Genomic DNA, 25,016 nt, shown 5'->3' on the forward strand with positions numbered 1-25,016 from the left:
CACCCCCAGCGGGGTGCGCGCCGGGATGTCGCCCACCGTCGGCTTCCGGATGCCCGAAGGCCCCCGGACGGGGCTTCTCGGCGTGGTCGGTCAAGGCAGGATCTCGATGTACCCCTCGGTTCCGTGCACACGGATCCGCTGCCCGTCCCGGATCAGCCGGGTGGCCTGGTCCACGCCCACGACGGCCGGCAAGCCGTACTCCCGGGCGATCACCGCGCCATGGGTCATCAGGCCGCCCACCTCCGTCACCAGGCCCGCGACCGCGACGAACAGCGGCGACCAGCTGGGGTCCGTGAACGTCGTGACCAGGATGTCGCCCGCTTCGAGATCGGCCTCCGCCATGTCGAGGATGACGCGGGCCCGTCCCTCGATGGTCCCGGCGGAGACCGGGAGGCCGATCAGGGCGCCGGCCGGCACGTCGTCGCGCCGGTACGCCCCGGTGACGGCCTCACCGTCCGAGGTGAGCACCCGGGGCGGTGTGAGCGCGTGGTACGACCGGAACGCGTCCTTGCGCTGCTGGATGAGCCGGCCATCCACCCGGTGCGTGCGCACGACGTCGTGGAGTTCCTGGAACGTGAGGTAGAAGATGTCCTCCTTCTCAGGAAGCACCTTGGCCTGCACGAGGCGCCCGGCCTCCTCCAGCAGGGCCTGCTTGTAGACGAAGTAGCGGCTGACGATGCCGTACTTCGGGTACTCCCGGTACCCGATGAAGGTTCTGACCCGGTCGATCATCCGCTTGGCCTCGTCGGCTTTCCGGTCTCCGTCCGGCAGGTCCCGCAAGCGTGACAGCACGTCCTGTTCCTTCTTCTGCGCCTTCTGCCGCCCTTGCTCGAAGCGCCGCCCGGCGGCGCCCGGCTCGAAGTTCCTGACGTTGTCGAGGATCACGGGCACGAGCGTGCCGGGGCGCTCGCGCCAACGTGGCCTCGTGATGTCGATCTCGCCGACGCAGCGCATGCCGTACAGGTCGAGGTAGGCCTGCATGGCGTCGCGCGCTTCGGTCCCGCCCGCGAGCTTCGCCAGCTCGTCCAGGAAGCCCTCGTCCTCGACGCCCTGCAGGAACGCCACCACCTCCGGATGCGGGCGGATCACGTCCGCGACGTCGAGCAGCGCCAGTCCCATCTCCGAGGTGATGTTGCCGGGGGCGGACAGCGTGAGCGTGTCAGCCGCGTTCTTCTCGCCCAGCCACTCCTGCAGCTTGTCGTTGAGCCACCACGTGGCCTCCATCCCCGCCATGATCGCCTGAAGGTTCAGGGGATCACCGAGGACCCGCTTGTGCTCCTCGAAGGCCTCCAGCAGGAAGTCGAACAGCGCCGGCCCGGTCTTCGTCCGGATGTCGCGCTCCAGGGCGGCGATGGACACCCGGCTACGCTCGATCAGCTCGGTGACGATGGCCGGATCGGTCTCGATCGGGGCGGGCGCACCGCCGGCCGGCGGCCCGCCGGGACCCGCGTCAGGGAGCGACGGGACGAAATCCTCGCGGTCGAGGACGGTCTCCAGAGCGTCCCTGACCAGCGGATCGCCTCTCCCCAAGACGTCCAGGAGGCCGGCGCGGCTCGCGGGCGCGGCCAGGCGCCGGGTGACATCGACGAACAGCCTCCCGCCGGCCTCGTGCATCGGCACCATGGCCGTCAGCTGCCACATGGAGAGCCCCAGGGGCTTCATGGCGTCGGTCATCATCTGCCCGTGACCAACGGAGACATAGACGTGATTCTCCCGGTCGCCGGTCTCGGGGACGGGAACGGGGAACAGCGTCGTGATCGGCCGGCTCTGAACGATCTGGAAGCCCTCGTCGCCCAGGCACCATTCGATGTCCTGCGGGCGGCCGAAGTGCGCTTCGATCCGCCGCCCGAGCTGCACGAGCCGCACGACCTGCGCATCCGTCAGCGCCGGCTGCTCCTGGCGCTGCGAGTCGATCGCCACTTCCCGCGTACCGCCGGCCGGCAGCGCCTGCACGGCACGCTGTTTGGCGGCGATCGTCTTGGCGACGACTGCGTCGTGCCGCACCGTGAAGACGTCCGGGTTCACCAGGCCGGAGACCAGGGCCTCGCCGAGGCCGAAGCCGGCGTCCACGGTGGCGGTGTTCCGGTTGCCCGTGACGGGGTCGGCCGTGAACAGGATGCCGGCCGCCTGCGGGAAGACCATCTGCTGTACGACCACGGCCATGTGGACCGTGCGGTGGTCGATGCCGTTCCGCTGACGGTAGGTCACGGCCCGCTCGGTGAACAGCGAGGCCCAGCACCGGCTGACGTGCCGGAGGATCGCCGTCGCCCCCACGACGTTCAGGTACGTGTCCTGCTGGCCCGCGAAGGAGGCCGTCGGCAGGTCCTCCGCCGTCGCGCTGGACCGGACGGCGCAGGCGGCCCGCTCGCCGAGCCGGGCGAGCGCGCGGGTGATCGCCGCGGCGAGATCGTCCGGGACGGCGATCCCTTCGATGGTCCGGCGGATCTCCGCGCTGAGCGTGCGGACCGCCTCCCGGTCGTCCGGGTTCAAGCGCGACAACTGATCGAGCCGATCATCGATCGACGGCGCTTGGGCCATGATCCGCCGGAAGGCGTCCGTCGTCACGCAGAAGCCGGCCGGCACGCGGATGCCTTCGATCCGCGACAGCCCGCCCAGATGCGCGCCCTTGCCCCCGACGACCGCGACCTGCGTCTCGTCAATGTCTTGAAGATCCCACACGTACTGCTCGATCATCGCGATGCCTCCGAGGCAGTCGTGTCCCGTTGCACTGCGCCGGCCGATCGCCTCACCGGCGCCTCCGGCTCTGCCGAACCTCTTGTCAGGCACGCCCTCGTCTCCGGCTGCCTTCCCACCGGCGCGTCGGCCGACCGCTCCGCCCCGCCGGGCCGCGCGCACCCCCGCACCACCGTGCCGAGCGCCCGCGACCGCACTGCCGGTCCCACTGCTGGTCCGACGTCACCGCGTCCCCCATACGTCGACAACACACGCACGTCGTGCCCTCATTTCCGCAGGTTGTGGCCTTGGCCGACGATTTTGCGCCACCCCCTGGGCCTTGCCGCAAGCCCCCCGGTGCGCTATATCTTGAGAGTGGCAAGGAGAGACATCTCCTTGCCTTTGCCATGTGGGGTCCGAGGGAACTCGCAGGTTTCTCGCGAAGCGCCTTGCCGGCACGGCCCGCACGCCGTCGAGCGCGACGGCATCTCCCGGCAGTTGCCGCGGCATGCGAGTGCTCGGCCAAGCCCGCTGAACCGACGCCTCACGGCCGCCCAGCTCCGCCTCGCGGACCGTGACCGGTATTCGTGGCCGGTAATTCCGTGGACGTGCAGGACGTAGGCGAGCGTGGAGCCGCCGAGCCCGGCGCCGGTGATCGTGACGTCAGTGCTCATCGGGGCCTTCCGTCCTGATCGTGGAGTGGACCGCCGGGGTCACACGTGGTGACCGGCCGGTACCACGAGACCTGGGCACACCACCACGAGGCTGTACCGCCTGCACCACGACGCATAGGGGCTCCACACGGGCTCAACCTTGCCGAACAGGGCGGTGACGCGCCGAAAAACGATCGGTGCGGCCTCACCGGCAACCCGTGGCGCACAGCGGCCGTCTGACACACCGAGCGACAGAAGGTGAGCCCCGGATGGACAGACGGCGACGCGACACAACGAACCCGGATCTCCCGCTGCGGGTCGAACCGCACCAGGGCCGTCCGTCCGAGCACACCGCGTGGCCCTTCGTGGGCCGTGCCGAGGAGCTGACCGCGCTGGAAGCGGTGGCCGGGGAAGTCCGCGCAGGGCGGCTGCAGGTCGTACAGCTCGACGGGGACGCCGGTATCGGCAAGACGGCCCTGTTGCACCACTGGCTCGACGGGCTCCCCGACTTCCTTGTCCTGCGGGCACGTTGCCGCCCGCTCGAGCGTGATTTCGCCTTCGGTACGGTTCGCCGGCTCCTGCGTTCGCTGCTCACCACCGACTCCGGCATCGAGCGCGGGCATCCGCTGAACGACGCCGCCGACGCGGTGTCGCGCATGCTGTGCCTGGAGGATCCCCCCTACCACCCCACGGGCGCCCGCGCCGACGGGGCGGAGACCATACGGAGCCTGAACCACCTGGTCTTCCGCCTCGCGCGCCATCAGCCGCTGCTGCTGGCGATCGACGATGTGCAAGGGATCGACCCTCCGTCGCTGCGGTGGCTCGCCGGTCTGGTGCACCAGGCGGACGCACATCCCGTTCTGCTGGCCGTCACCACGCGCACCGGCGAACGGCCCCCGCCCGAGGCCCTGTTCAACGAGCTGGTCCACCCCTCGATCTCCCGCACCGTCCGCCTGAAGCCGCTCACACCGCACAGCGTGGAACGCCTGGTCGCGGAGGTGTTCGACACCCAGCGACCGGACCGGTCCTTCTGCTCAGCCTGCCACGCCGCAACCGACGGCCACCCGCTCTTTCTGCGGGCCCTGCTGTGCGATGCCCGGCACAGCGGGCTACAGCCTGACGGCAAGGGATGCGACAGCATCCAGACCTTCGGTCTGCACACGCTGCAACGAGTGATCAGGCACCGGCTCTGCCAGGGGACCAAGGACTCTGCCGCACTGGCTCGCGGGCTGGCCATCCTGGGCGACCGCAGACCGCTGGAGCTGCTGGCGGCCTACTGCGGCAAGGGCGAGGCAGTGATCCGGTGCGCGGCGGCCGAGCTGCACGCCCTCGGCCTGCTGCGGGCCGGCGACGACCTGCGCTTCGTGCACCCCGTGGTCCGGGACACCGTGCTGGCCCAGTGGTCCCCCCAGGAGGTGGGGGAGGCCCACGCCACGGCGGCACGGGTGCTCCACCTGGGCGGGCGCCCCGACGAGGAAGTGGCAGCGCACCTCCTGGCGGCCGGTCCGGTCCAGGGCACATGGGCGGTGACCGTCCTGCGACGGGCCGCCGAAGAGGCGGTGCGCAGGGGCGCCGCCGAGACCGCCGTGACGTATCTGCGCCATGCGGTGCACCAACTGCTCACGCCGGAGGAACGGGCACCGGTCCTCCTGCAACTCGCCCTCACCGCCGGCCACTACGACCCGGCTCTCGCGGTGTCGTACGCGGCGGCGGCGCTGGAGGGGCTGCACGACGACTCGCTCCGCGCGAAAGCCGTCGGCGTGATCACGTACTCCTCCCTCCTGTCCCGGGACCGCCGCGGGCTCGAAATGGGGCTGGACACCCTGACCCCCGGACCGTCCGCGCCGGCGGTTCCCGCGCCGAGTGCCCGGGAGCGGCACCTGCGCGAAGCGGCACTGCGCTGGTGGCTGGAGTTCGAGCGGCCCTCGCTGCGGAGCGCGTCAGGACGGCCGGGCGCCCTCCTCGACGGGGACCTGAGGGGCAGCACGCCCGGGGAACGACAACTGCTGGGCATCCGCGCGTTCGACGCTCTGCGGGCGGGCGAGCCGGCCGGGGAAGCCATCGAGCTGATCAACCGCGCCGGGGTCAACCTGCCCACGTTCTCCCTCGACCTGTTCCCCCTGCACTATTGCGTGGCTCGCTCCCTGCTCCTCCTGGACCAGCTCGACCGGGCCGAGCAGTTCTGCGCGCATCTGCTGCGGGAGACCAGGGAAAGGCGCCTGGACCTGCTGTCCTCGTCGCTGCTCGTCTACCGGGCAGGCATCCAGCTGTCCAGGGGGGACATCGGGGAGGCGGCCGCCACGGCCCGCGCGGTCGCCGAAGCACCGCACCCGAACGGCGAACCTCCGTACTGGCTGTCCCTGGACACCATCAGCATCGACACCCTCGTGGAACAGGGCGACCTCGACAGGGCCGAGAGCATCGCCGCCAGGCACTCCGGCACCGACCCGGCCGACAGCTCCGGGGAATGGCCCCGCTTCCTGATGAGCCTGTCAGCGCTGCGCACCGCCCGGGGCGATCTCCACGGAAGCCTGTCGCTCCTGCGGGAGTGCGGTCACCACCTCGCGGCGGCGGGAGCCCTCAGCCCGGCGATCTCTCCCTGGCGATCCCGCGCGGCGGCCCTCCAACTGGCGCTGGGCCGCCGCCGCGACGCACACGCCCTCCTGGAGGAGGAGCGTGACCTCGCGAGGCGTTGCGCGATCCCGCGCGCCATGGGACTGGTGCTGCTCGCCCAGGGGGCGATGACGGAGGGGACGAGGGGGCTCGACCTGCTGGCCGAGGCCGTGAGCACGCTGGAGCGCACGCCCGCTCGTCTGGAGCTCGCCCGCGCTCTGCATGCTTACGGCCGTGCGCTGATGCAGCGCGAGGACAACACCGGTGCCCGTACCGCTCTGCGCCGCGGGCTGGACCTCGCCGTCACCTGCGGGGCCACCTCGCTCGCACAGCGCCTGCAGCAGAGGCTGTACGACGCCGGCGGCCGCGCCACCACGCGCACGGCGCACCCCGGTGGCAGCCTGACGGTCAGTGAGGAGAGGGTCACCACGCTGGCCGCCCAGGGCTACAGCAACAAGCAGATCGCGCAGAGCCTCTTCGTGTCCCTCCGGACCGTGGAGACCCACCTCACCCGTGCCTACCGGAAGTTGCAGATCGCGGGGCGTCCCCAGCTCGTCGCCGCGCTCGGCGGCGTCGCACCCTGCGCACCCTCACGGATCGGCGACCACGGCTGACACGGGCGGGCCCGCCAAGAGCCTGGATTCCATGAGGCGCCGTCTACTTCGGGGTGTCCCCGGGCGGTCGTTCGGCGGCGGCCGTGAGCTGTCGGGCCAGGTCTTTGAGCGAGTGGCGCAGTTGGTCGGGGCGGTGGACGGTGAAGGGCCATTCCAGGGAGGCGAGCAGGCGGGCCACGCTGTCCAGCCGTGCGGCCTGCGCACGCATCAGTACGCCGGCGGGCGTGGCGGTGAGGGTGACGATCGTGCGTGGCAGCCGGCGCGCGATGTCATCGAGGGGGCCCTCGATCAGTACCTCGACCTGCCACGGCGCGGGGGTCCGGGCCAGGGACGCGGTGAGGTGGGTCACCGGATCGAAGTCGTCGGGGGCGGTGAACGTTGCCGCGCCGGGCGTGGCGGAGGCGATCCGGTCGATGCGAAAGGTGCGCAGGCCCTCCCGGAGGTGGTCGTGGCCGACGAGGTACCAGCACCCGGAATGGAAGACCACGCCGTACGGGTCGACCTCGCGCTCCGTGTGTTCCCGGTGCCAGGAGTGGTAGCGCAGGCCGACGGTGTGACCGGAGTGGCATGCCTGCGCCAGGGTCAGCAAAACGCCTGTCTCGGGAGCCTGCGCGAGCACGGTGTGGGTGGTGAAGGACAAGGTGTCCCGCATGGCGGCCAGCGGGGCACGCAGCGGATCCGGAAGCACTCGTTCGATCTTGGCAAGGGCGCCGGCGCCGGCCGGAGCGGTGGTGCTCATGCCCAGGCGGTCCCCGGCCAGCAGACCCAGCATGATCACGAGGGCTTCTTCGTTGGTGAGCATCAGCGGCGGCATCCGGTAGCCGCGGGCCAGCCGGTAGCCGCCGAAGCGGCCCCGGTCCGACTCCACCGGAAGGCCCAGCTCGCGCAGGCGTGCCGCATAGCGCCGCACCGTGCGCACATCGGTCCCCAGACGGCCCGCCAGCTGTGCACCGGTCAGGCCCGGCTGTGTCTGGAGGAGTTCCAGCAGGGCCAGTACACGCGTCAAGGGGTATGACATGGATCACTCGGCATTTCAGGGCGGAAACTGTCCTCTATGGACTCTACTCTCGGCGCAACCCCTTAAATCCAAGGAGAAACCGTATGGCTACCTTCGTACTCGTCCCTGGCGCCTGGCTCGGAGCCTGGGCGTGGGAGGACACCGCGCAGGCGCTGCGGGAGCGAGGCCACCGGACGCTGCCGGTGACGCTGACCGGCCTGGGCGAACGATCCGCCCTCGCCACCCCGGAGGTGGGCCTGGACACGCACATCGACGACATCACCGCGTTCGTCGTGGAGCAGGACCTGCGCGAGGTCACCCTCGTCGCGCACAGCTATGCCTCGGTCCCCGTCACCGCCGCCGCGGGCCGCCTCGGGACGCGCCTGGAACGTGTCGTCTATCTGGACAGCGCTCCCTTTGCCGAGGGCATGGGCCTGCTCGACGTCATGCCGGAAGACGTGGTCAGCCGACTGCACCAGGAGGTCGCCGAGCACGGAGACGGATGGCTGCTGCCCTTGCCGCCGGTCGGACTTCTCGGCACGTTCAGCTCCCTCGAAGGGCTCGATCAGGACCGGCTCGACCTCATGCGCACCCGGGCCACGCCGCAGCCCTTTCGCACCTTCCAACAGCGGCTGGCCCATCCTGGAGAGCTCGGCCCCGACGTCGACCACGTGGTGGTCGCCTGCCACGATGCCCAGGCCCTGCTGGACGCCGGGGTGCCGGAGCTGGCATTCCTGAACCAGGCGCCGTGGCGGCGCTTCCACCTGCCCACCGGGCATTGGCCCATGCTCTCCACACCTGTCGAACTCGCCCGGACCCTCGACGCGGCCGTCGCTTGCGGACACTGACAGCCGGGGCCTGCTGCGCTGCCTGCCCTGCGCATGGCGGATCGCCTGTCATGTGTCCTCGCCCTCGCCCTCAAGGGCCCGAGCCGGCCCGGGCCTTCAGGGACCGCACGGCAGCGCAACGCGACCCGGCCGCTTGGCTCAGCCCGCGTTGCCGGAGACGGCCTTCATATCGAGGTCCCAGTCCAGTTGGCGGGCCAGCGTGTCATCGCCGGGACGCTGAGGGGAAGGTGCCCGGCCGGTGCGCGCGGGGGTGCGGGTGCCGCGGGAGATCTCTCCGCTGGCGGTGATGTTGTGCTCCACGCGGGGGCGGCGGCATGACTCGTAGAGGGAGAGCGCGCTGTCCAGGTCGGGCATGTCCCGCAGGGACTTGGCGAGGATGACGGCGTCCTCCAACGCCATCGAGGCGCCTTGCCCCGTCGCGGGTGACGCCGCGTGCGCGGCATCACCGATGATCAGCGTCCGCCCGGACCGCCAGGGAGTTCCGAGCGGGATCTCGGTGGCGTTGGTGGCCAGGATGCCGTCGGTGGAGGCCGCGACGATGCCCGCAGCGGGGGTGGCGTCCTTGCCCAGCAGCTCGACGAGTTGCTGCCGCCGGCGGGCGGGCGCGGGCTGTGCGAGTTCATCGGCGGGGAGGGCCTGACCGGGGACGCGCGCGAACCAGTACGTCTCCCCGTCCGGCGAGACCGCGTAGCCGAAGGCGGCGCTGCTGCCCCGCACCATGGTGATGTGCCCCGTTTCCTCCGCCACCGGGGCGCTGTGCGTGTAGCCGTAGAAGACGCTCTGCCCCGCGTAGACGGGATCCGCGCCGGGCGCGATCGCTTGCCGGACGGTCGAGTTCAGGCCGTCGGCGCCGATGAGCAGATCACCGGTCGCGACGCCACCGTCGGCAAATCGCGCGGTCACGGTGCTCGGGCCGTTCTCGACGGACACCAGCCGCGCCCCGTGCGACAGCTCGATTCCCCGGCGGAAGGCCTCGGCCTGCAACGCGGCGTTCAACTCGCCACGGCGCAGGCACCGGTACCGCAGGGACGCGTCGTCGGCCTCCCCGAGCGGAACCTGGGCCACCTCACCACCCCGGCCGTCGAGCACCCGCATCGAGCGCAGCGGGAAGCCGAGCGCGGTGACCGCATCCGAGGCGTCGAGCTGAGCCAGCGCGCGCATCCCGTTGCTCGCCAGGGTTAGAAACGCCCCGATGTCCTCGGCCGTGTCGGGATGCGCCTCGTGCACGGCGACGTCGAACCCTGCCTTGTGCAGGGCCAGTGCCGTCGCCGTACCGGCGACCCCGCCGCCGATGACCAGTATGCGTGTCACGTACCGCTCCATTCGTCCGCGCAGGCCCGCTCGGGCCTCCGGGTAAATGATGTACCCGGCCGGCCCGGCGTTTCAGGAATCCGCGGCCAATGGCCCGGGCACGCTCCGGGGTGCCTCGGGCGGATGCCCTCGGACGGTCGCCCTCAGACGGAGGCCTTCGGGCGTGCGTCGTCGAGGGCGCCGGTGGGGTGCGGGGTGGCTTCGGCGGCGGACGGAGCGCCGGTCAGGCCCCGTTCGTGGGCCCTGATGCCGGAGCGCACCGCCCAGAAGTAGAAGACCGGGGCGGTGACCGCGATCAGGACGGTGCCCAGCACACCGGGGAGGACGCCCCGGCCGCCGAAATCGCGGCCGCCCAGCGCGGACACCGCGGCCGTCCACACCAGGAAGGTGATCATCCACCAGGCCGGAGCGAACTGCCGCAGCAGGCGCGTGCCGCGCCCGCCCTTGCCGGACGCCTCGCGTCCCTTTCCGAGCTCTCCCCGGCGCCACAGCACCAGCGCCGCGACCGGCGCGGACACCAGCGTCAACAGGGTGATCTTGCCGGTCTCCGGCCACTTCGACCAGTACAGCGCACAGGCGGCGAACGCGAAGGTGACCGGGCACAGCACTCCGGCGGCCGGCAGCCGGAACGGACGGGGCAGCTCCGGCCGGGTCCGCCGCAGCACCCCCACCGCGACCGGGCCGATCAGATAGGAGATGACCATGGCCGCCGACACCACGCCGGCCAGCGCCTGCCAGCTGCGGCCGACGGTGACCAGCAGCACCACGGAGAAGCCGAGGTTGAGCCACATCGCGGGACGGGCGGTGCCGTAGCGGGGATGCACGGCCGCCAGCTTCCGGGGGAAGAACCCGGTCTCGGCGAGGTTGGTGACCATGTACGCGGCCGATGCGACATTGGCGATGTTGGACCCGGCCGGCGAGATGAACGCGCCGAACTGCAGCATGGTGACCACCCAGTGCAGCATCAGCAGCCCCGCCAGGTCGGCGAACGGCGAGTTGAAGTTCACGCCCTGCCAGCCGCCGGCCCGCTCCAGCAGCTCCGGCGGCACCGAGCCGAGGTAGGAGACCTGCAGCGCAAGATAGATCACCAGGCCCAGCGCGAGCGCACCGACCAGGGCGAGCGGGATCGCCCGGCCCGGATTCCTGGCGGCTCCGCCGAGGTTGACCACGGCCTGGAACCCGTTGAAGGCGAAGACCACACCGCAGGTGGTGACGGCGGTGAGCACGGCCGGCCAGCCGTACGGGGCGAAGCCGCCGTGCGCGGTGAAGTTCGAGGTGTGGAAGCCGGACCCGACCAGGGCGAGCACCGCCAGCACCGGGATGGCGAACTTGACCAGCGTGAGCACGGTGTTGGCACGGGCCAGCAGCTGGACCGACCAGAAACAGGTCAGCCAGAGCGCGAGGGTCAAGACCAGCGCCACCGCCGTGCCGGAGACGGTCAGCTGGTGGGTCCCCGGATCGACCAGGCCCTGCGCCCAGCCGAAGCTCCAGGAGGTCATGTACTGGGTGGCCGCGATCGACTCGATCGGGATCAGCGAGGCGGTCGCGATCCACACCGCCCAGCCGGTGAGGAAGCCCAGGACCGGGCCGTGCGAGAGGTGCCCGTAGCGGGCCATGCCGCCGGGGATCGGGTAGGCCGAGCCGACCTCCGCGTACGACATCGCGATCATGCCGATGAAGATCACGCCGATCACCCACGCGACCAGCGCCGCGGGGCCCGCCACCTGGGCGGCCGAGCCGGCTCCGAAGAGCCATCCGGAGCCGAAGATCGAGCCGATCCCGATCATGATGAGGGCGAAGAGGCTGAGCCCCTTGCGCTCGCCGGCGCTCATGTCCATGGGAGGTGATGTCCGTCCTGGTGTTGCGCAGGCCCCCCGCACTGCCGAGGGGCCGCTGTCCTCTGCTGCCGACCACCCTATTTCCGGCCCGGTGCCAAGAACGCCGCTGCGCTGCGGGAACACCACGGGGACCGGCCCCGGCGGACCACGGATTCAGGGCCAACGGGCCGGGGCCGGCGGCCTGTTCACCTCCCGCCCGCTGCGCGTCGGCAGCCCGGGAGGTCCCTGCATGAGACGCGTCACAGCGAGGGGGAGCGGGCGCCCGTCCGCGCGGACGGTGACGTGGGTTCCGAGGGCCCGGTGCCGGAGGCGGGGCGCGTCGGCCAGGTGGCGCGGGTCACCTGGCCGACGGCAGTCCGCGGTGCCTCAGTTGACCACCTGGCTCGTGGTCCCACTGGACGGTGCGTAGCCCACGTCGCCGTTGTAGTTGCCGGTGACCAGGTGGGTTCCCTTCGGCAGGGGGGTGAACTCCGCGCTGGCCCGGCCGTTGACCAGGGTCACGGTCTGGGGGGTGCGCCCGGCGATGGCGAGGGTGACGGTCCCGGTGGGGGTGCCCGTTCCGGGGGCCACCGCAGTGACCGTCGCGGTGACGGTCACCCGGTCGCCCGTCGTCGAGGGGTTCGGCGTGGACACCACGACCGTGGAGGTGGTCGCCTTGTTGACCGTCTGGGTGTCGGTGCCGCTGGACGCCGCGAAGCTGTCGTTCCCGCCGTAGGCGGCCGAGATGGTGAACGGGCTGCCCGTGGTGCCGGTGTAGGTGTGGGTGACGGTCGCGACGCCGGCGGACACCGGTGCGATGGCGGAGCCGGTCCCGTCGCCGAAGGTGAAGGTGACGGCGCCGGTGGGCGTACCGGACGCGGCGGACACCGTCGCCCTGATGGTGACCGACTGACCGGACACGGACGGATCCGGGGTCGAGGTCACCGTGGTGGAGGTCGTGCTCTTGTTGAGAGTCTGGGTGTCGCTGCCGGTGGAAGCGGTGAAGTTGCCGTCCCCGTTGTAGGTGGCGGTGATCGGGAACGGGCTGCCGGTGCGGGTGGCCCAGGCATGGGTGGTCGTGGCGGTGCCGGCGAAGAGCGTGGCTGTGGTTGCGCTGGTGCCGTCGCCGAAGGTGAAGGTGACGGTGCCGGTGGGGGTGCCCGCTCCGGGGGACACGGGTGCCACGGTGGCGGTGAGCGTGACGCTCTGGCCGGCGACGGAGGGGTCGGGGGCGGAGGTCACGGCTGTCGTGGTGGCGGCCCTGTTGACCGTCTGGGTGTCGGTGCCGCTCGACGTCGCGTAGTTGGTGTCCCCGTTGTAGGCGGCCGTGGCGGTGTACGGGCTGCCGGAGGTCCCGGCGTAGGTGTGGGTGACGGTGGCGGTGCCGCCGGACAGGGGGGCCGTGGTCGCGCTGGTGCCGTCGCCGAAGGTGAAGGTGACGGTGCCGGTGGGGGCGCCCGTTCCCGGTGCCTGCGCGGTGACCGTGGCGGTGAGGGTCACGCTCTGGCCGGCGACGGAGGGGTCGGGGGCGGAGGTCACGGTGGTCGTGGTGGCGGCCTTGTTGACCGTCTGGGTGTCGGTGCCGCTGGAGGCGGTGAAGTTGGTGTCCCCGTTGTAGGTGGCGGTCAGGGCGTACGGGCTGCCGGAACGGGTGGTCCAGGTGTGGGTGACGGTGGCGACGCCGCCCGAGAGGGTGGCCGTGGCCGGGCTCGTCCCGTCGCCGAAGGTGAAGGTGACGGTGCCGGTGGGGGTGCCCGCCCCCGGGGCGACCGGTGCCACGGTGGCCGTGAGGGTGATGGACTGGCCGACCACGCCGGCGTCGGGGGAGGAGACCAGGGACGTCGTGGTGGCGGCCTTGTTGACCGTCTGGGTGTCGGTGCCGCTGGACGTCGTGAAGTTGGCGTCGCCGTTGTAGGTGCCGGTGAGGGTGTACGGGCTGCCGGAGGTCCCCGCGAAGGCGTGGGTGACGGTGGCGACGCCGCCCGAGAGGGTGGCCGTGGCCGGGTTCGTCCCGTCGCCGAAGGTGAAGGTGACGGTGCCGGTGGGGGTGCCCGCCCCCGGGGCGACCGGTGCCACGGTGGCGGTGAGGGTGGTGGGTTGGCCGGCGACGGTGGGGTCGGGGGAGGTGACCAGGGACGTCGTGGTGGCGGCCTTGTTGACCGTCTGGGTGTCGGTGCCGCTGGACGTCGTGTAGTTGGCGTCGCCGTTGTAGGTGCCGGTGAGGGTGTACGGGCTGCCGGAGGTGTCGGTGTAGGTGTGGGTGGTCGTGGCCAGGCCGTTGCTGAGGGGCGCGGTCACCGTGGGGGTGCCGTCACCGAAGGTGAAGGTGACCGTGCCGGTGGGGGTGCCCGCCCCCGGTGCCTGGGCGGCGACCGTGGCGGTGAGGGTGGTGGGCTGGCCGGCCACGGTGGGGTCGGGGGAGGAGACCACCGCGGTGGTCGTGGCGGCCTTGCCGACGGTCTGGGTGTCGGTGCCGCTCGACGCGGTGAAGCTGGCATCCCCGTCGTAGCTCGCGGTCGCGGTGAACGGCCCGCCCGCGACGGTGTACGCGTGGCTGGTCCGGGCCACCCCGCCGGAGAGCGGCGCCGATGCGACCGGTGTCCCGTCGCCGAAGTCGAAGGTGACGGTGCCGGTCGGCACCCCGGCCCCCGGACCGACCGGTACCACCGTCGCGGTGAGGGTCACCGGCTGGCCGGTCACCGACGGGTCCGGGGCGCTGACCAGCGTGGTGGTGGTCGCCGCCGGCAGCACGGTCTGGGTGTCGCCGCCCGAGGAGGAGCTGAAGTTGGCGTCCCCGCTGTAGCCGGCGGTGATGCTGTACGGGCTGCCGGTCGCGCTGGTGTAGGTGTGCGCGACGGTCACCGCGCCGCCGGACAGCGGCGCCGTGATGGCCGCCGTCCCGTCGCCGAAGTCGAAGGTGACGGTCCCGGTGGGCACCCCGGCGCCGGACGGCACGGGAGCCACCGTCGCGGTGACGGTCACCGGCTGGCCGGTCACCGTGGGGTCGGGCGAGGAGATCACCGTCGTCGCGGTGGTGGCGGCGCCGGCCGTCACGGCGTGCGGGGCGGTGGCCGTGGCGGTGGTGAAGTCGGCGTCGCCGCTGTAGGCCGCGGTGACGGTGTAGGGACTGCCCGCCGTGGTCGCATAGGCGTGGCCCGTCGTCGCGACCCCGTCCAGGACCGGAGCGGTGACCGGTGCGCTGCCGTCGCCGAAGTCGAAGGTGACCGTTCCGGTGGGGGTGCCGGCCCCCGGGGGAACCGCCGAGACCCGCGCGGTGAAGGTGACGTTCTGTCCGGCGGTGGACGGTTCCGGGGAGGAGACCAGCGTCAGCTCCGTGGTGGCCGGGCCCACGGTCTGGGTGTCGCTGCCGGTGGACGAGCCGAAGTCGCCCTCACCGTGGTAGGTAGCGGTGAGGGAGTAGGGGCTGCCGGTGGTGGTGGTCCAGGTGTGGGGGGTAGTCGCGGTGCCGTTGGCCAGTGGCACGGTGGCCGGCGCGGTGCCGTCACCGAAGTCGAACGTCACGGTGCCGGTGGGGGTGCCGGCCCCCGGGGCGACGGGCGCCACGGTAGCGGTGAGGTCGACGGACTGGCCCGGCACCGAGGGGTCGGGGGAGGAAGCGAGGGTGGTGCTGGTCGCCGCCGGGGTGACGGTGTGGGTCCCGGTCCCCGCGGACGCGGAGAACCCCGGGTCCCCGCTGTAGGAGGCCGTGACGGGGAAGGGGCTGCCGGTGGTGGTGGTCCAGGTGTGGGGGGCGGTGGCGGTGCCGTCGGTCAGCGGCACCGCCACCGGGCCGGTACCGTCGCCGAAGTCGAAGGTCACGCTTCCGGTCGGTGTCCCGGCGCCCGGTGCCACCGCCGCGACCGTGGCGGTCACCGTTACCGCCTGCCCGGTCGCCGACGGGTCGGGTGAGGATGCGACCGACGTCGTCGTCGACGCCGGCTGCACGGTGTGGGTCGCTGACCCCACCGAGGCGATGAAGTCGTCGTCGCCGCTGTAGCCGGCGGTGACCGTGTACGGCCCGGCCGCCCCGGTGAAGGCGTGCACGGCCGTCGCCAGGCCCTGGTTCAGGATCGCCACGACCGGTGCGGTGCCGTCGCCGAAGTCGAAGGTCACCGTGCCGGTCGGAGTGCCGTCCCCCGGCGCGTCCGGCGTCACCCGCGCGGAGAACGTCACCTGCTCGCCCGTCACCGACGGCTCGGGAAGGCCGCTGACGCCGGTGGTGCTCGCACCCGGGCCGACGGTCTGGCTGGTGGTGGAGCCGGAGGGACCGAAGTCGGCGTCGCCGCTGTAGGTGGTGGTCACGGTGTAGGGGCTGCCGCCGGTGCCGGTCCAGGCGTGGGTGGCGGTGGCGGTGCCGTCCGACACGAGAGCGGTGACCGGCGTGGTGCCGTCGCCGAAGTCGAAGGTGACGGTGCCGGTCGGGGTGCCGGCCCCGGGGGTGATGGCGGAGACCGTCGCCATGACGGTGACCGGCTGGCCCGGCACCGAGGGGTCCGGGGCGGAAGTGACGGAGGTGGTGCTCGCGGCCGCGGTGACGGTGTGCGAGCCGGTGGCGGAGGTGGGCCCGAAGTCGGCGTCCCCGCTGTACGCCGCGGTGAGGACGTACGGGCTGCCGGCGGTGCCGGCCCAGGCGTGGGTCACGGTCGCCGCCCCGCCGGTCAGCGGCACCGCGACCGGCGCCGTGCCGTCCCCGAAGTCCACGGTGACGGTGCCGGTCGGTGTGCCCGCGCCCGGTGCGGGCGCGGTGACCGTCGCGGTCACGGTCACCGGCTGACCCGACACCGAGGGCTCGGGCGCCACCGTGATCACCACGTCGGACGCCGCCCGGACCACCGAGTGGCCGGTGCTGCCGGCGGAGGCGGTGAAGTCGGCGTCGCCGCCGTAGGCCGCGGTGACGGCGAAAGGGCTGCCGGCGGTGCCGGCGTAGGCGTGCTCGGCGGTTGCCACCCCGGCCACCACGGGCGCGGCCAACGGGTCGGTGCCGTCGCCGAAGTCGAACGTCATGGTGCCGGTCGGCGCGCCGGCCCCCGGCTCCGCCGGCGTCACCGTCGCGGTGAAGGTGACCGGCTGACCGGTCACGGATGACTCCGGCGCGCCGGTCACCGCGGTCGTCGTGGCGTCCGGCAGCACCGTCTGGGAGGTGGTGGCCACCGCGGTGGTGAAGTCGCCGCTGCCGTTGTAGACGACCCTGATCGCGTACGGGCTGCCCAGGCTGGTGGCGTAGGCATGGGTGAACAGCGCGGCCCCGCCGGCCAGCGGCACCGTCATGGGGGCGGTGCCGTCGCCGAAGTCCACGGTGACCGTGCCGTCGGGCACCCCCGCTCCCGGCGGCACCGCGGCGGCCGCCACCGCGACGGTCACCGGTTCGCCCACCACCGACGGACCTCCGCCGGTGGTGACCGTGAGCGCGGTCGCGGTCTGCACGACGGTCTGCGTCGTGGTGCCCGCGGAGGCGCTGAAGTCGGCGTCCCCGTTGTAGGAGGCCGTCACGGTGTAGGGGCTGCCGGCCGTGGTGGTGTACGCGTGCACCACCGTGGCCAGTCCCGCGACCGCGTCGGTGGTCACGGTCGGGGAGCCGTCGCCGAAGTCGAAGGTGACCGTGCCTGTGGGCTCCCCCGTCGCCGGGGACACCGTGGCGACGGCCGCGGTCACGGTGACCGGCTGGCCGACCGACGACGGCTGGGGCGAGGCGATCACCACGGTGGAGGTGATCGCCGGGTTCACGGTCTGGGTGTCGGTGTCCGAGGAACCGGTGAAGTTCGCGTCGCCGTTGTAGGAGGCCGTCACGGTGTAGGGGCTGCCGGCGGTGCCGGTGTACGGGTGGACGGCGATCGCGGCCCCGTCGGCGACCGGTACCAGGACGGCCTCCGTGCCGTCGCCGAAGTCGAAGGTGACGTATCCGGTGGGAGTGCCGGCGCCGGCCGTGCCGGACGCGACGGTGGCCGTGAAGGTGACCGGTTCGCCGGTCACCGAGGGGTCCGGCGCGGAGACCAGCGTCGTGGTCGAACCGGCCTGGTCGACCGTCTGGCTGTCGAGCCCGGACGACCCCGCGAAGTCGGCGTCACCGCTGTAGGCCGCGGTCACCGAGTAGGAGCCGGCGGTGGTGTACGTATGGGTGGCCGTCGCCGTGCCACCGGCCAGCGGCACCACGACCGTGGGGGAACCGTCGCCGAACGCGAAGGTGACGCTGCCGGCGGGGTTGCCCGAGGCCGGGGGGAGGACCGCGACCGCCGCGGTGAAGGTCACCTCCCCGCCGACGACGGACGGGTCGGGGGCCGAGCTCACCGTCATCGTGGTGGTCGACACGCTCATCGCCACGCTCTGCGCTGCCGTCCCGACCGAGGCCGCGAAGTCCCCGTCCCCGGCGTATGACGCGGTGACGGTGTACGGGCTGCCCGCGGTGCTGGTCCAGGCATGGGTCACCGTCGCCAGGTTGTCGACGACCGGTGCGGAGACGGTCGGGGAGCCGTCGCCGAAGTCGAAGGTGACCGTCCCCGTCGGGGTGCCGGCACCCGGCGGAACGGGCGTCACCCGCGCGATCAGCGTCACGGTCTGGCCCACCGCGGAGGGCGTGGCCGACGAGAGGACCGTGGTGGTGGTCTCGGCCGGTGCGACGGTGTGCACGATGGTGTCGTCGGACGGGGCGAAGTTGCCGTCACCGCTGTAATGGGCGGAGATCGTGTAGGGGCTGCCGGAGGCGCTGGTGTAGGCGTGGGTGACGGTGGCCGAGCCGTCGACGAGCTGGGCGGTGAGCACCGGACTGCCGTCGCCGAAGTCGAAGGTGGCCTCGCCGGTCGGGACGCCGGCCCCGGGCGCGACGGGGGTCACGGTGACCGTCACCATCTCGCCGGTCACGGTCGGGTCGGGCGTGGCGGTGACCGTGGTGACCGTGGCGGCCTGCTCCACGCTGTGCAGGGAACTCCCGCTGGAATCGGTGAAGTTGGCGTCTCCGCTGTAGATGACGGTGACCGCGTACGGGCTCTGGGAGGCGTTGGCGTAGGCGTGGGTGGTGCCGGCGGTGCCGCCGCTGAGGGGGACGGTGACCGGCGCCGTGCCGTCGCCGAAGTCGAAGGTGACGGTGCCGGTCGGGATGACCGAGGACGCCGGGACGCCCTCCACGGTGGCGCTGAAGGTGACGGACTGCCCGGTCACCGAGGGGGACGGCGCGGTGCTCACGCTCGTCATCGAGGTGGCCCTGGTGACCACTTGGCTGTCCGCCCCGGCCGAAGGGTGGAAGTTGCCGTCGCCGCTGTAGGTCGCGGCGACCGTGTACGGACTGTCCGACACCTCCGGATTGCTGTGGCTGATCGCCGCCGTGCCGCCCTCGACCGGCACCGTGACCGGCGGGCTGTCATCGCTGAACGTGAAGGTCATGGTGCCCGTCGGGGAACCGGCGGCCGGCGCCTCGGGGGTGACCTCGGCGACGAAGGTCGTCGACTGTCCGACCGTGGAAGGGTCGGGCGTCGAGGTCAGGTCGGTGGTGGTGTCGGCCGGCTGCACGGTCTGGGCCCCGGTCCCGGCGGACGAGGTGAAGTCGTCGCCGCCGTTGTAGGTGGCGGTGACCGCGTAGGGGGTTGCGGACGCGTCGGAGTAGACGTGGGTGGTCTCGGCGGTGCCGCCGGTGAGGGCCGCGGTGACGGTGGGGGTGCCGTCGCCGGAGTCGAAGGTGACGGTGCCCGTGGGGGTGCCGGCCCCGGGCGGGACGGCGGTGACCGTCGCACCGAACGTCACCTCCTGCCCCACGGTGGAGGGGTCGGGCGTGGAGACGAGGACGGTAGTGGTGCCGGCCGGCTGCACGGTCTGGGTGACGGTCCCCGTGGACGGGATGACATCGGCGTCGCCGCTGTAAGTGACGGTGGCCGTGTACGGGCTCTGCGCGGCGCCGGTGTAGGCGTGCGAGGTGGCGGCGGCCCCGTCGGTGAGGGGGACGGTGACCGGCGTGGTGCCGTCGCCGAAGTCGAAGGTGACGGTGCCGGTGGGGGTGCCCGCGCCGGGCGGGACGGTGGTGACCGTCGCGCTGAACGTCACCGGCTCACCCACCGCGGCGGGGTTGGGCGAGGCGGTGACGGCCGTCGTGGACGCGGCCTGACCGACCGTCTGCGCGGCCGTCCCCGTCGAGGCGGCGATGTTCCCGTCGCCGTTGTAGGTGGCGGTGACGGTGTACGAGGTCGCGGCCGCGTCGGCGTAGGCGTGGTCCACGGCCGCCACCCCGTCGACCAGCGGGGCGGTGACCGGCGCCGTGCCGTCGCCGAAGTCGAAGGTGACGCTGCCGGTGGGGGTGCCGGCCCCGGGCGGGACGGTGGTGACCGTCGCGGTGACGGTGACCGGCTGACCGGCCACCGACGGGCTCGGCGCCAGGCTCACGCCGGTGGCGGAGGAGGCCTGTTGGACGGTCTGGGTGTCGGTGCCCGTCGAGGCGGTGAAGTTGCCGTCCCCGCTGTAGGCGGCGGTGATCGTGTAGGGGGCCACCGCCGCGTCGGGGTAGGCGTGGGTGACCGTTGCGGCACCGCCGCTCAGCGGAGCGGTGACGGTGGGGGTGCCGTCGCCGAAGTCGAAGGTCACCGTGCCGGTCGGCGCTCCGTCCCCCGGCGCCACGGAGGTGACCCGCGCGACGAGGGTGACGTCCTGCCCGGCCACCGAGGGATCCGGGGAGGACTGCACGGTGGTGGTGGTCGAGGCCTCCTCGACCACCTGGCTGTCCGTCCCGCTGGACGGGGTGAAGAAGACGTCGCCGCCGTAGGTGGCGGTGACCGCGTAGGGGGTTGCGGCCGCGTCGGTGTAGACGTGGCTGACCGTCGCCGTGCCGTCGGCGAGGGCCGCCGGCACGGGCGCCGAGCCGTCCCCGAAGTCGAAGGTGACGATGCCCGACGGGGTGCCGGTGGTGGGCGGAACCCCCGTCACCACGGCGGTGAAGGCGACCGGTTCCCCCACGACGGCGGGGTCGGGCGTGGAGCTGACGGCTGTCTCCGTGGGCGCCTGGTAGCCGAAGGCGCCGGACACGGTCACGCTGCCGCCCGGGGTGGTGATGACGAGGTCGGCCGGGCCCGGCGTCCCCGGGGGCGTCACCACCAGCAGCAGGGTGTCGGAGTACGCACGGAAGGACACCGCGGGCAGACCGCCGACGGTGACGGCGGTGACCTGGCTGAGGCCGGTGCCCGTCACCACCAGGGTGGTACCGCCCGCGATCGGCCCGGTGCTCGGGCTGACACCGCTCACCGACGGCGCCGCGACATAGGTGTACAGCTGCCGGTTGCTCACTCCGCCGACGGTGGTGACGTAGACCGGGACGGTACCGGGCCCCGCGACCGGGGGAGCGGTCACCAGCAGCTGCCCCTCGGAGACCACGGTGGGGAAAGCGATCGCCGCACCGAAGTGCACCAGCAGCGCGGTGTTCAGGTTGGTGCCCACCAGCTCCACCACATTGCCCCCGCCGACCGGTCCTGCGGAGGGGATGAGCCGCGAAAGGCTGGGCCAGTACAGGTAGAAGAAGTACCCGACGCGGGCGCTGCCGCCGGGCGTGGTGACGGTGACCGGGACCGCCCCGCTGCCCGCGGGGGTCACGGCGAGGATGGTCCGGTCGTCGAGGACGGAGAAGCCGAGCGCCGGCCGGGTACCGAAGTGCACCGCGGTGGCGCCGGTGAAGTGACGTCCGACGATCGTCACCAGGGTGCCGCCGCTGTAGGAGCCCTGGTCGGGGAAGACCCCGGACACGCTCAGCAGTCCGGGCGCATCGCCCCGGCCGGTGAGACCGGTCCGCCGCAGCAGCCCCGGTGTGCCAACCAGCCCCGGTGCGCCAACCAGCCCCGGTGTGCCAACCATCCCCGAGGCGTCAATCAGCCCTGATGCGCCGGGCGGCCCCGATGCGCCGGCCGCCCGGGCCAGTGCGCCGGGCAGGGCGTGCAGCAGCGTGCCGCTGTCGAGCACTCCCGGCAGGTCCGCGCGGTCCACCGCGGTGCAGCGCACCAGGTCGCCCCCCGCCCCCCGCGCCACGAGCGGGACCGGGGCGCTCAAGGTGGGCACGACCTTGTGGGAGACCGGGTCGATGACGGCGATGCAGTTCCCGTCCCGGTCGGTGATCAGAAAGGGCCCGTTCGGGGGCTCCGGTGTCAGCATGAGACCGTCCTCGCTCGCATCGCGCTTCTGATGACCGCATCGACGGCTCCCACGGGGCGGCGCATCGAAGGAGGCGGAGCGGGCCGGAGCGGGAGCGGGCGGGCTCTGCCGGCCGCGGGGCGCGGGACGGTGAGGTGCCCGGGGCGAACAGGGCGGACAGCATGCATGACGGCTCCAGACCAGTTCGCGGGCCGGGCCGCACCATGTGGCGCACGCTGCGGCGCCGAGACGGCCGTTACCTGCATGCCTCAACGGAGGAGCGCGTTCGGACGCCTCGTCATGACGAACGAGACTCCGATACGGGCAGGGCGCCTTTCACTCCCCCGGAAAGGATGGGCGGCCCACCGGAATCGGACGGACCAAGTAACCCATTCCGGTGACGGCGAAGGCAACACTCCGAGCGCGAGGTCACCCGAAAGGCCGATCGCGTGGCGCGGTGCGTGCCGTTGCCGGTCGCTGAAGCCCTGGCTCCACCCCGGCCCCGGACACAGCCGGGCGATCCGCATCAACGCCAACCACGAAGCACAATCAGCCAACCTCACCGGGTCCGCCCACCGAAGGTCCGTCACCACACAACACTGAACAGAAGGAAGGCCTGAACAGAAGGAAGGCCTGAGCAAACAGAAAGACAGCATCTTCGGGGGGAACCGCATGGCCACACCCGCACGCCGCCGCTCCGCCACCACCCGTCGCTCCGCCGCTCGCCGCTCCGCTGGTGCCCGACGTGCCGCCGCCCGACGGGCCACCGCCGCCCGACGTGCCGCCGCCCGGCGCCCGACCCGCCCGAAGCGCCGGCCCCGTGGCCAGGCGGCCCGGCGCCGCGCACGCGAAGCCACCGCCTTCACGGTCCTCCTCATCGCGGCCTTCGTGATCGCGGCCGTGAGCACCTACCCCGTCACCAGCACCCTTGTCATCGTCCTCGCAGCCGCCGCGGCCCTGACCACCCACCTCGCCCGCACCGGCAGGCTCCGCCTCCCCGCGGGCCTGGCTGGCGCAGCGGGAGCCGGTCCGCGCCGGGACTTCGCCCACACCATCGCCGCCTACCAGGCCATGAACTACACCGAGTTCGAGCACGCCATGGCAGACCTCGCCCGCCGCGACCCCGCCGTCCGCGGGACCGACGTATCCGGCGGCAAGAACGACCGCGGCCTCGACGTCCTGGTCCATCTCCACAGCGGCGACCGCTACCTCCTGCAGTGCAAGCGCTGGAAAGGCCGCGTCGGCTCCGAAGAGGTCATGAAGATCAACGGCACGTACCGGGACATCCACCACTGTGTCGGCGCGGCCATCATCACCACCAGCGCCTTCACCGCGGACGCCGAGCGCACCAACGCCATGCTGCCCAATGCGCTGCGCCTCATCGACGGCCGCGGCCTCGCCCGCTGGGCCTCCGGCGGCAGACCTCCTTGGGCGTGAGGCCGTAGTGGGCGGGGCCGCACGACGGACACCATGCCTTGAACTCACCGGCCCCGCAGGAACCTTGACGATGGCTCGCTCGACAGTGATCTGGCCTGCCCGTCCGGTCACGTCAGCGGCCTGGTCTTCTGGCCATCGGAGCGGGAGTTGTCGGCCGAGGATGTGGTCGACCGGGCCTTGGTGTACCGACCGATTGCCGTGTGACGCCGGCGATCAGCCGCCCCCCACCAGCCGTCAGCCCTCCTCATCGAGGCGACCAATCGAGGCGGCCAATCGAGGCGACCAAGGGGGCTGCCTGTCGCTATCCTGTGCCGCTGTGACTGGCTCTGTGCGGCGTCCGCTGCTGTTCCTTGATGTCGACGGTCCGCTCATCCCCTTCGGCGCGGAGCCGCAGCACTATCCGACCTATGCGACAGCCCTCGATCTGCGTAAAGGCGACGTGCATCCGCTCCTGACCAGGATCAATCCTGAGCACGGGGCCAAGCTGGCCGCGCTCCCGTGCGAGGTCGTCTGGGCCACGACATGGATGCATGACGCGAACGAGTGCATCGCTCCCGTGATCGGTCTGCCGAAGCTGGCCGTGGTCGTGTGGCCGGAGCCGTCCGACGTCGATGACCAGGACGAACGCGCCGGACTGCACTGGAAGACCCGCGCCCTCGTCGAGTGGGCGGCGGGGCGGTCGTTCGTCTGGGTCGATGACGAGATCACCGACACCGACCGGGCCTGGGTCGCCGCCCACCACTCGGGACACGCCCTGCTGCACCGCGTCGATGCCCGCCATGGTCTGACCGATGGCGACTACGCGGCTCTCGACTCATGGCTGCGACAGCCGTTCGCATCGGAGGAGCCCGGCAGCAGCCGAGGGTGACGACCTGGCGCCCGCAGGCCGGCCGCCCGCAGGCCGGCCGCCCGCAGGCCGGCCGCCCGCAGGCCGGCGTCCGCAGGCCCAGGGCCGTCGCAGACGGGCGGCCTCCACGGAGTGGGAGCTGGAGCGATCAGCCGGCCTGGGCCAGTTCGAGTTCCTCGGCGCGGGCTCATATACCGGGGAGACGGCAGGCGTCAGTTCCGGTCTCGGGGGGCGTGCCGTCGATGGCGAGATGGCCGGCAAGCTGGATGGCCGCAGGAGCCACGATCAGAAGCCACCCTCGCGGGTCCTGCACGCGGGCTACGTGACCTGCTCGCCGTTACGGTTATCGACATGTGGGTCCCTCGCCGGCGTTTCGGTGGAGGTCTTCCAGGTGTTCAGGACTGCCTTCACGGCCGGTGACACCTGCTCCTGCCCTTCTGCGTCTGCCCACAGATAAGCGTCGTGCTCGTCCGGGGAGAGCCGCACGGGCACGCCGAGGTCCGCCGAGGCGGCGAAGGTGAACTGGCGGGCACGCTTTCCGGAGCCGGAGGCGTAGTCGAAGTGGCCGAGGTAGCCGTCGATGGAGACCAGGGGTAGGCCGGTCTCTTCCCGCACTTCGCGATGGAGAGCGTCGAGCAGTCCCTCCCCGGGGTCCACGCCGCCGGAGGGGAGTTCCCACAGGCCTCCCATGAAGTCGCCGGAGGCACGGTGCATGAGCAGCACGTGGCCGTCGCGGTCGGGGATGACTGCACCGACAACGTGCTTGGTGATGGCGTCCCGGTCAGCGGCCGCCAAGAGGCCGTCGATCAGATCGGTATGGACAGGCGGAGTCACAGCAGGTCCTTGTGGTTGAGGGCGACCTTGGTGATGGCCGCGGCGTCATCATTCGCGAGGGTGAGGCCCTGTGCACGACGCCATCCCGGGACTCCATCGTGCTGCCGCGCACCGGCCAAATACGCCCGGGCAGGCACCGGGGGAGTCGTCTGCGGCGGCGCCATGGGTGTCAGTGCCGGTGTCAGCCTAGTGATCTGGTTCGGAGATGCGTGAGCAGTAGCGGCAGATCCGGTCAAGGATCTGGTCGGCGGTCTTGGTCCATTTGAAGGGCCGGGCATCG

The 25,016-nt window shown here is 72.2% G+C and carries 11 protein-coding genes; 4 read left to right on the top strand and 7 right to left on the bottom strand.

Going from position 1 to position 25,016, the window contains the following annotated elements; genetic code table 11:
* Nucleotides 1-90 precede the first annotated feature (90 nt).
* Nucleotides 91-2,694 (bottom strand): rifamycin-inactivating phosphotransferase, encoded by a 2,604-nt coding sequence (gene rph, locus ACGFR7_RS34315; RefSeq protein WP_393327063.1) that lies wholly within the window; start codon nt 2,692-2,694, stop codon nt 91-93.
* 901 nt (nt 2,695-3,595) lie between these two features.
* Here rph and ACGFR7_RS34320 point away from each other — a divergent pair.
* A complete protein-coding gene (locus tag ACGFR7_RS34320) occupies nt 3,596-6,553 on the top strand; it encodes an AAA family ATPase (protein WP_393327031.1) in 2,958 nt (985 codons plus the stop codon).
* Nucleotides 6,554-6,596: 43 nt separating this feature from the next.
* Here the strand turns inward: ACGFR7_RS34320 and ACGFR7_RS34325 are convergent, their stop codons facing one another.
* A complete protein-coding gene (locus ACGFR7_RS34325; protein WP_393327033.1) occupies nt 6,597-7,559 on the bottom strand; it encodes a helix-turn-helix transcriptional regulator in 963 nt (320 codons plus the stop codon).
* A 95-nt stretch (nt 7,560-7,654) separates the two neighbouring features.
* Between ACGFR7_RS34325 and ACGFR7_RS34330 the strand changes: the two genes are divergently transcribed.
* Complete coding sequence (locus ACGFR7_RS34330; protein ID WP_393327035.1) at nt 7,655-8,398, top strand: alpha/beta hydrolase; 744 nt, start codon at nt 7,655-7,657, stop codon at nt 8,396-8,398.
* A 138-nt stretch (nt 8,399-8,536) separates the two neighbouring features.
* Here the strand turns inward: ACGFR7_RS34330 and ACGFR7_RS34335 are convergent, their stop codons facing one another.
* From ACGFR7_RS34335 to ACGFR7_RS34345, 3 genes are all read right to left on the bottom strand, one after another.
* Nucleotides 8,537-9,709: an FAD-dependent oxidoreductase gene (locus ACGFR7_RS34335; RefSeq protein WP_393327038.1), complete on the bottom strand. Its 1,173-nt coding sequence runs from the start codon at nt 9,707-9,709 to the stop codon at nt 8,537-8,539.
* Nucleotides 9,710-9,852: 143 nt separating this feature from the next.
* Entirely contained in the window at nt 9,853-11,547 is a 1,695-nt protein-coding gene (locus tag ACGFR7_RS34340) for an APC family permease (protein ID WP_393327041.1), read from the bottom strand.
* 366 nt (nt 11,548-11,913) lie between these two features.
* Nucleotides 11,914-21,639 (bottom strand): Ig-like domain repeat protein, encoded by a 9,726-nt coding sequence (locus ACGFR7_RS34345; protein WP_393327044.1) that lies wholly within the window; start codon nt 21,637-21,639, stop codon nt 11,914-11,916.
* A 651-nt stretch (nt 21,640-22,290) separates the two neighbouring features.
* Between ACGFR7_RS34345 and ACGFR7_RS34350 the strand changes: the two genes are divergently transcribed.
* Together ACGFR7_RS34350 and ACGFR7_RS34355 are read left to right on the top strand one after the other, a co-directional pair.
* Entirely contained in the window at nt 22,291-23,055 is a 765-nt protein-coding gene (locus ACGFR7_RS34350) for a restriction endonuclease (protein ID WP_393327045.1), read from the top strand.
* Nucleotides 23,056-23,371: 316 nt separating this feature from the next.
* Nucleotides 23,372-23,923, top strand: a complete 552-nt coding sequence (locus tag ACGFR7_RS34355; RefSeq protein WP_393327048.1) for an HAD domain-containing protein — start codon at nt 23,372-23,374, stop codon at nt 23,921-23,923.
* Between the two features lie 297 nt (nt 23,924-24,220).
* On the opposite strand, the gene ACGFR7_RS34360 is transcribed toward ACGFR7_RS34355, so the two are convergent.
* Nucleotides 24,221-24,736, bottom strand: a complete 516-nt coding sequence (locus ACGFR7_RS34360) for an NUDIX hydrolase (protein WP_393327051.1) — start codon at nt 24,734-24,736, stop codon at nt 24,221-24,223.
* Nucleotides 24,733-24,900, bottom strand: coding sequence for a hypothetical protein (locus ACGFR7_RS34365; protein ID WP_393327054.1), 168 nt, complete (start codon nt 24,898-24,900; stop codon nt 24,733-24,735). Before ACGFR7_RS34365 ends, ACGFR7_RS34360 begins: the two co-directional genes overlap by 4 nt.
* Nucleotides 24,901-25,016 lie beyond the last annotated feature (116 nt).

The sequence above is a fragment of the Streptomyces sp. NPDC048516 genome, assembly GCF_043199875.1.
Taxonomy (GTDB): domain Bacteria; phylum Actinomycetota; class Actinomycetes; order Streptomycetales; family Streptomycetaceae; genus Streptomyces.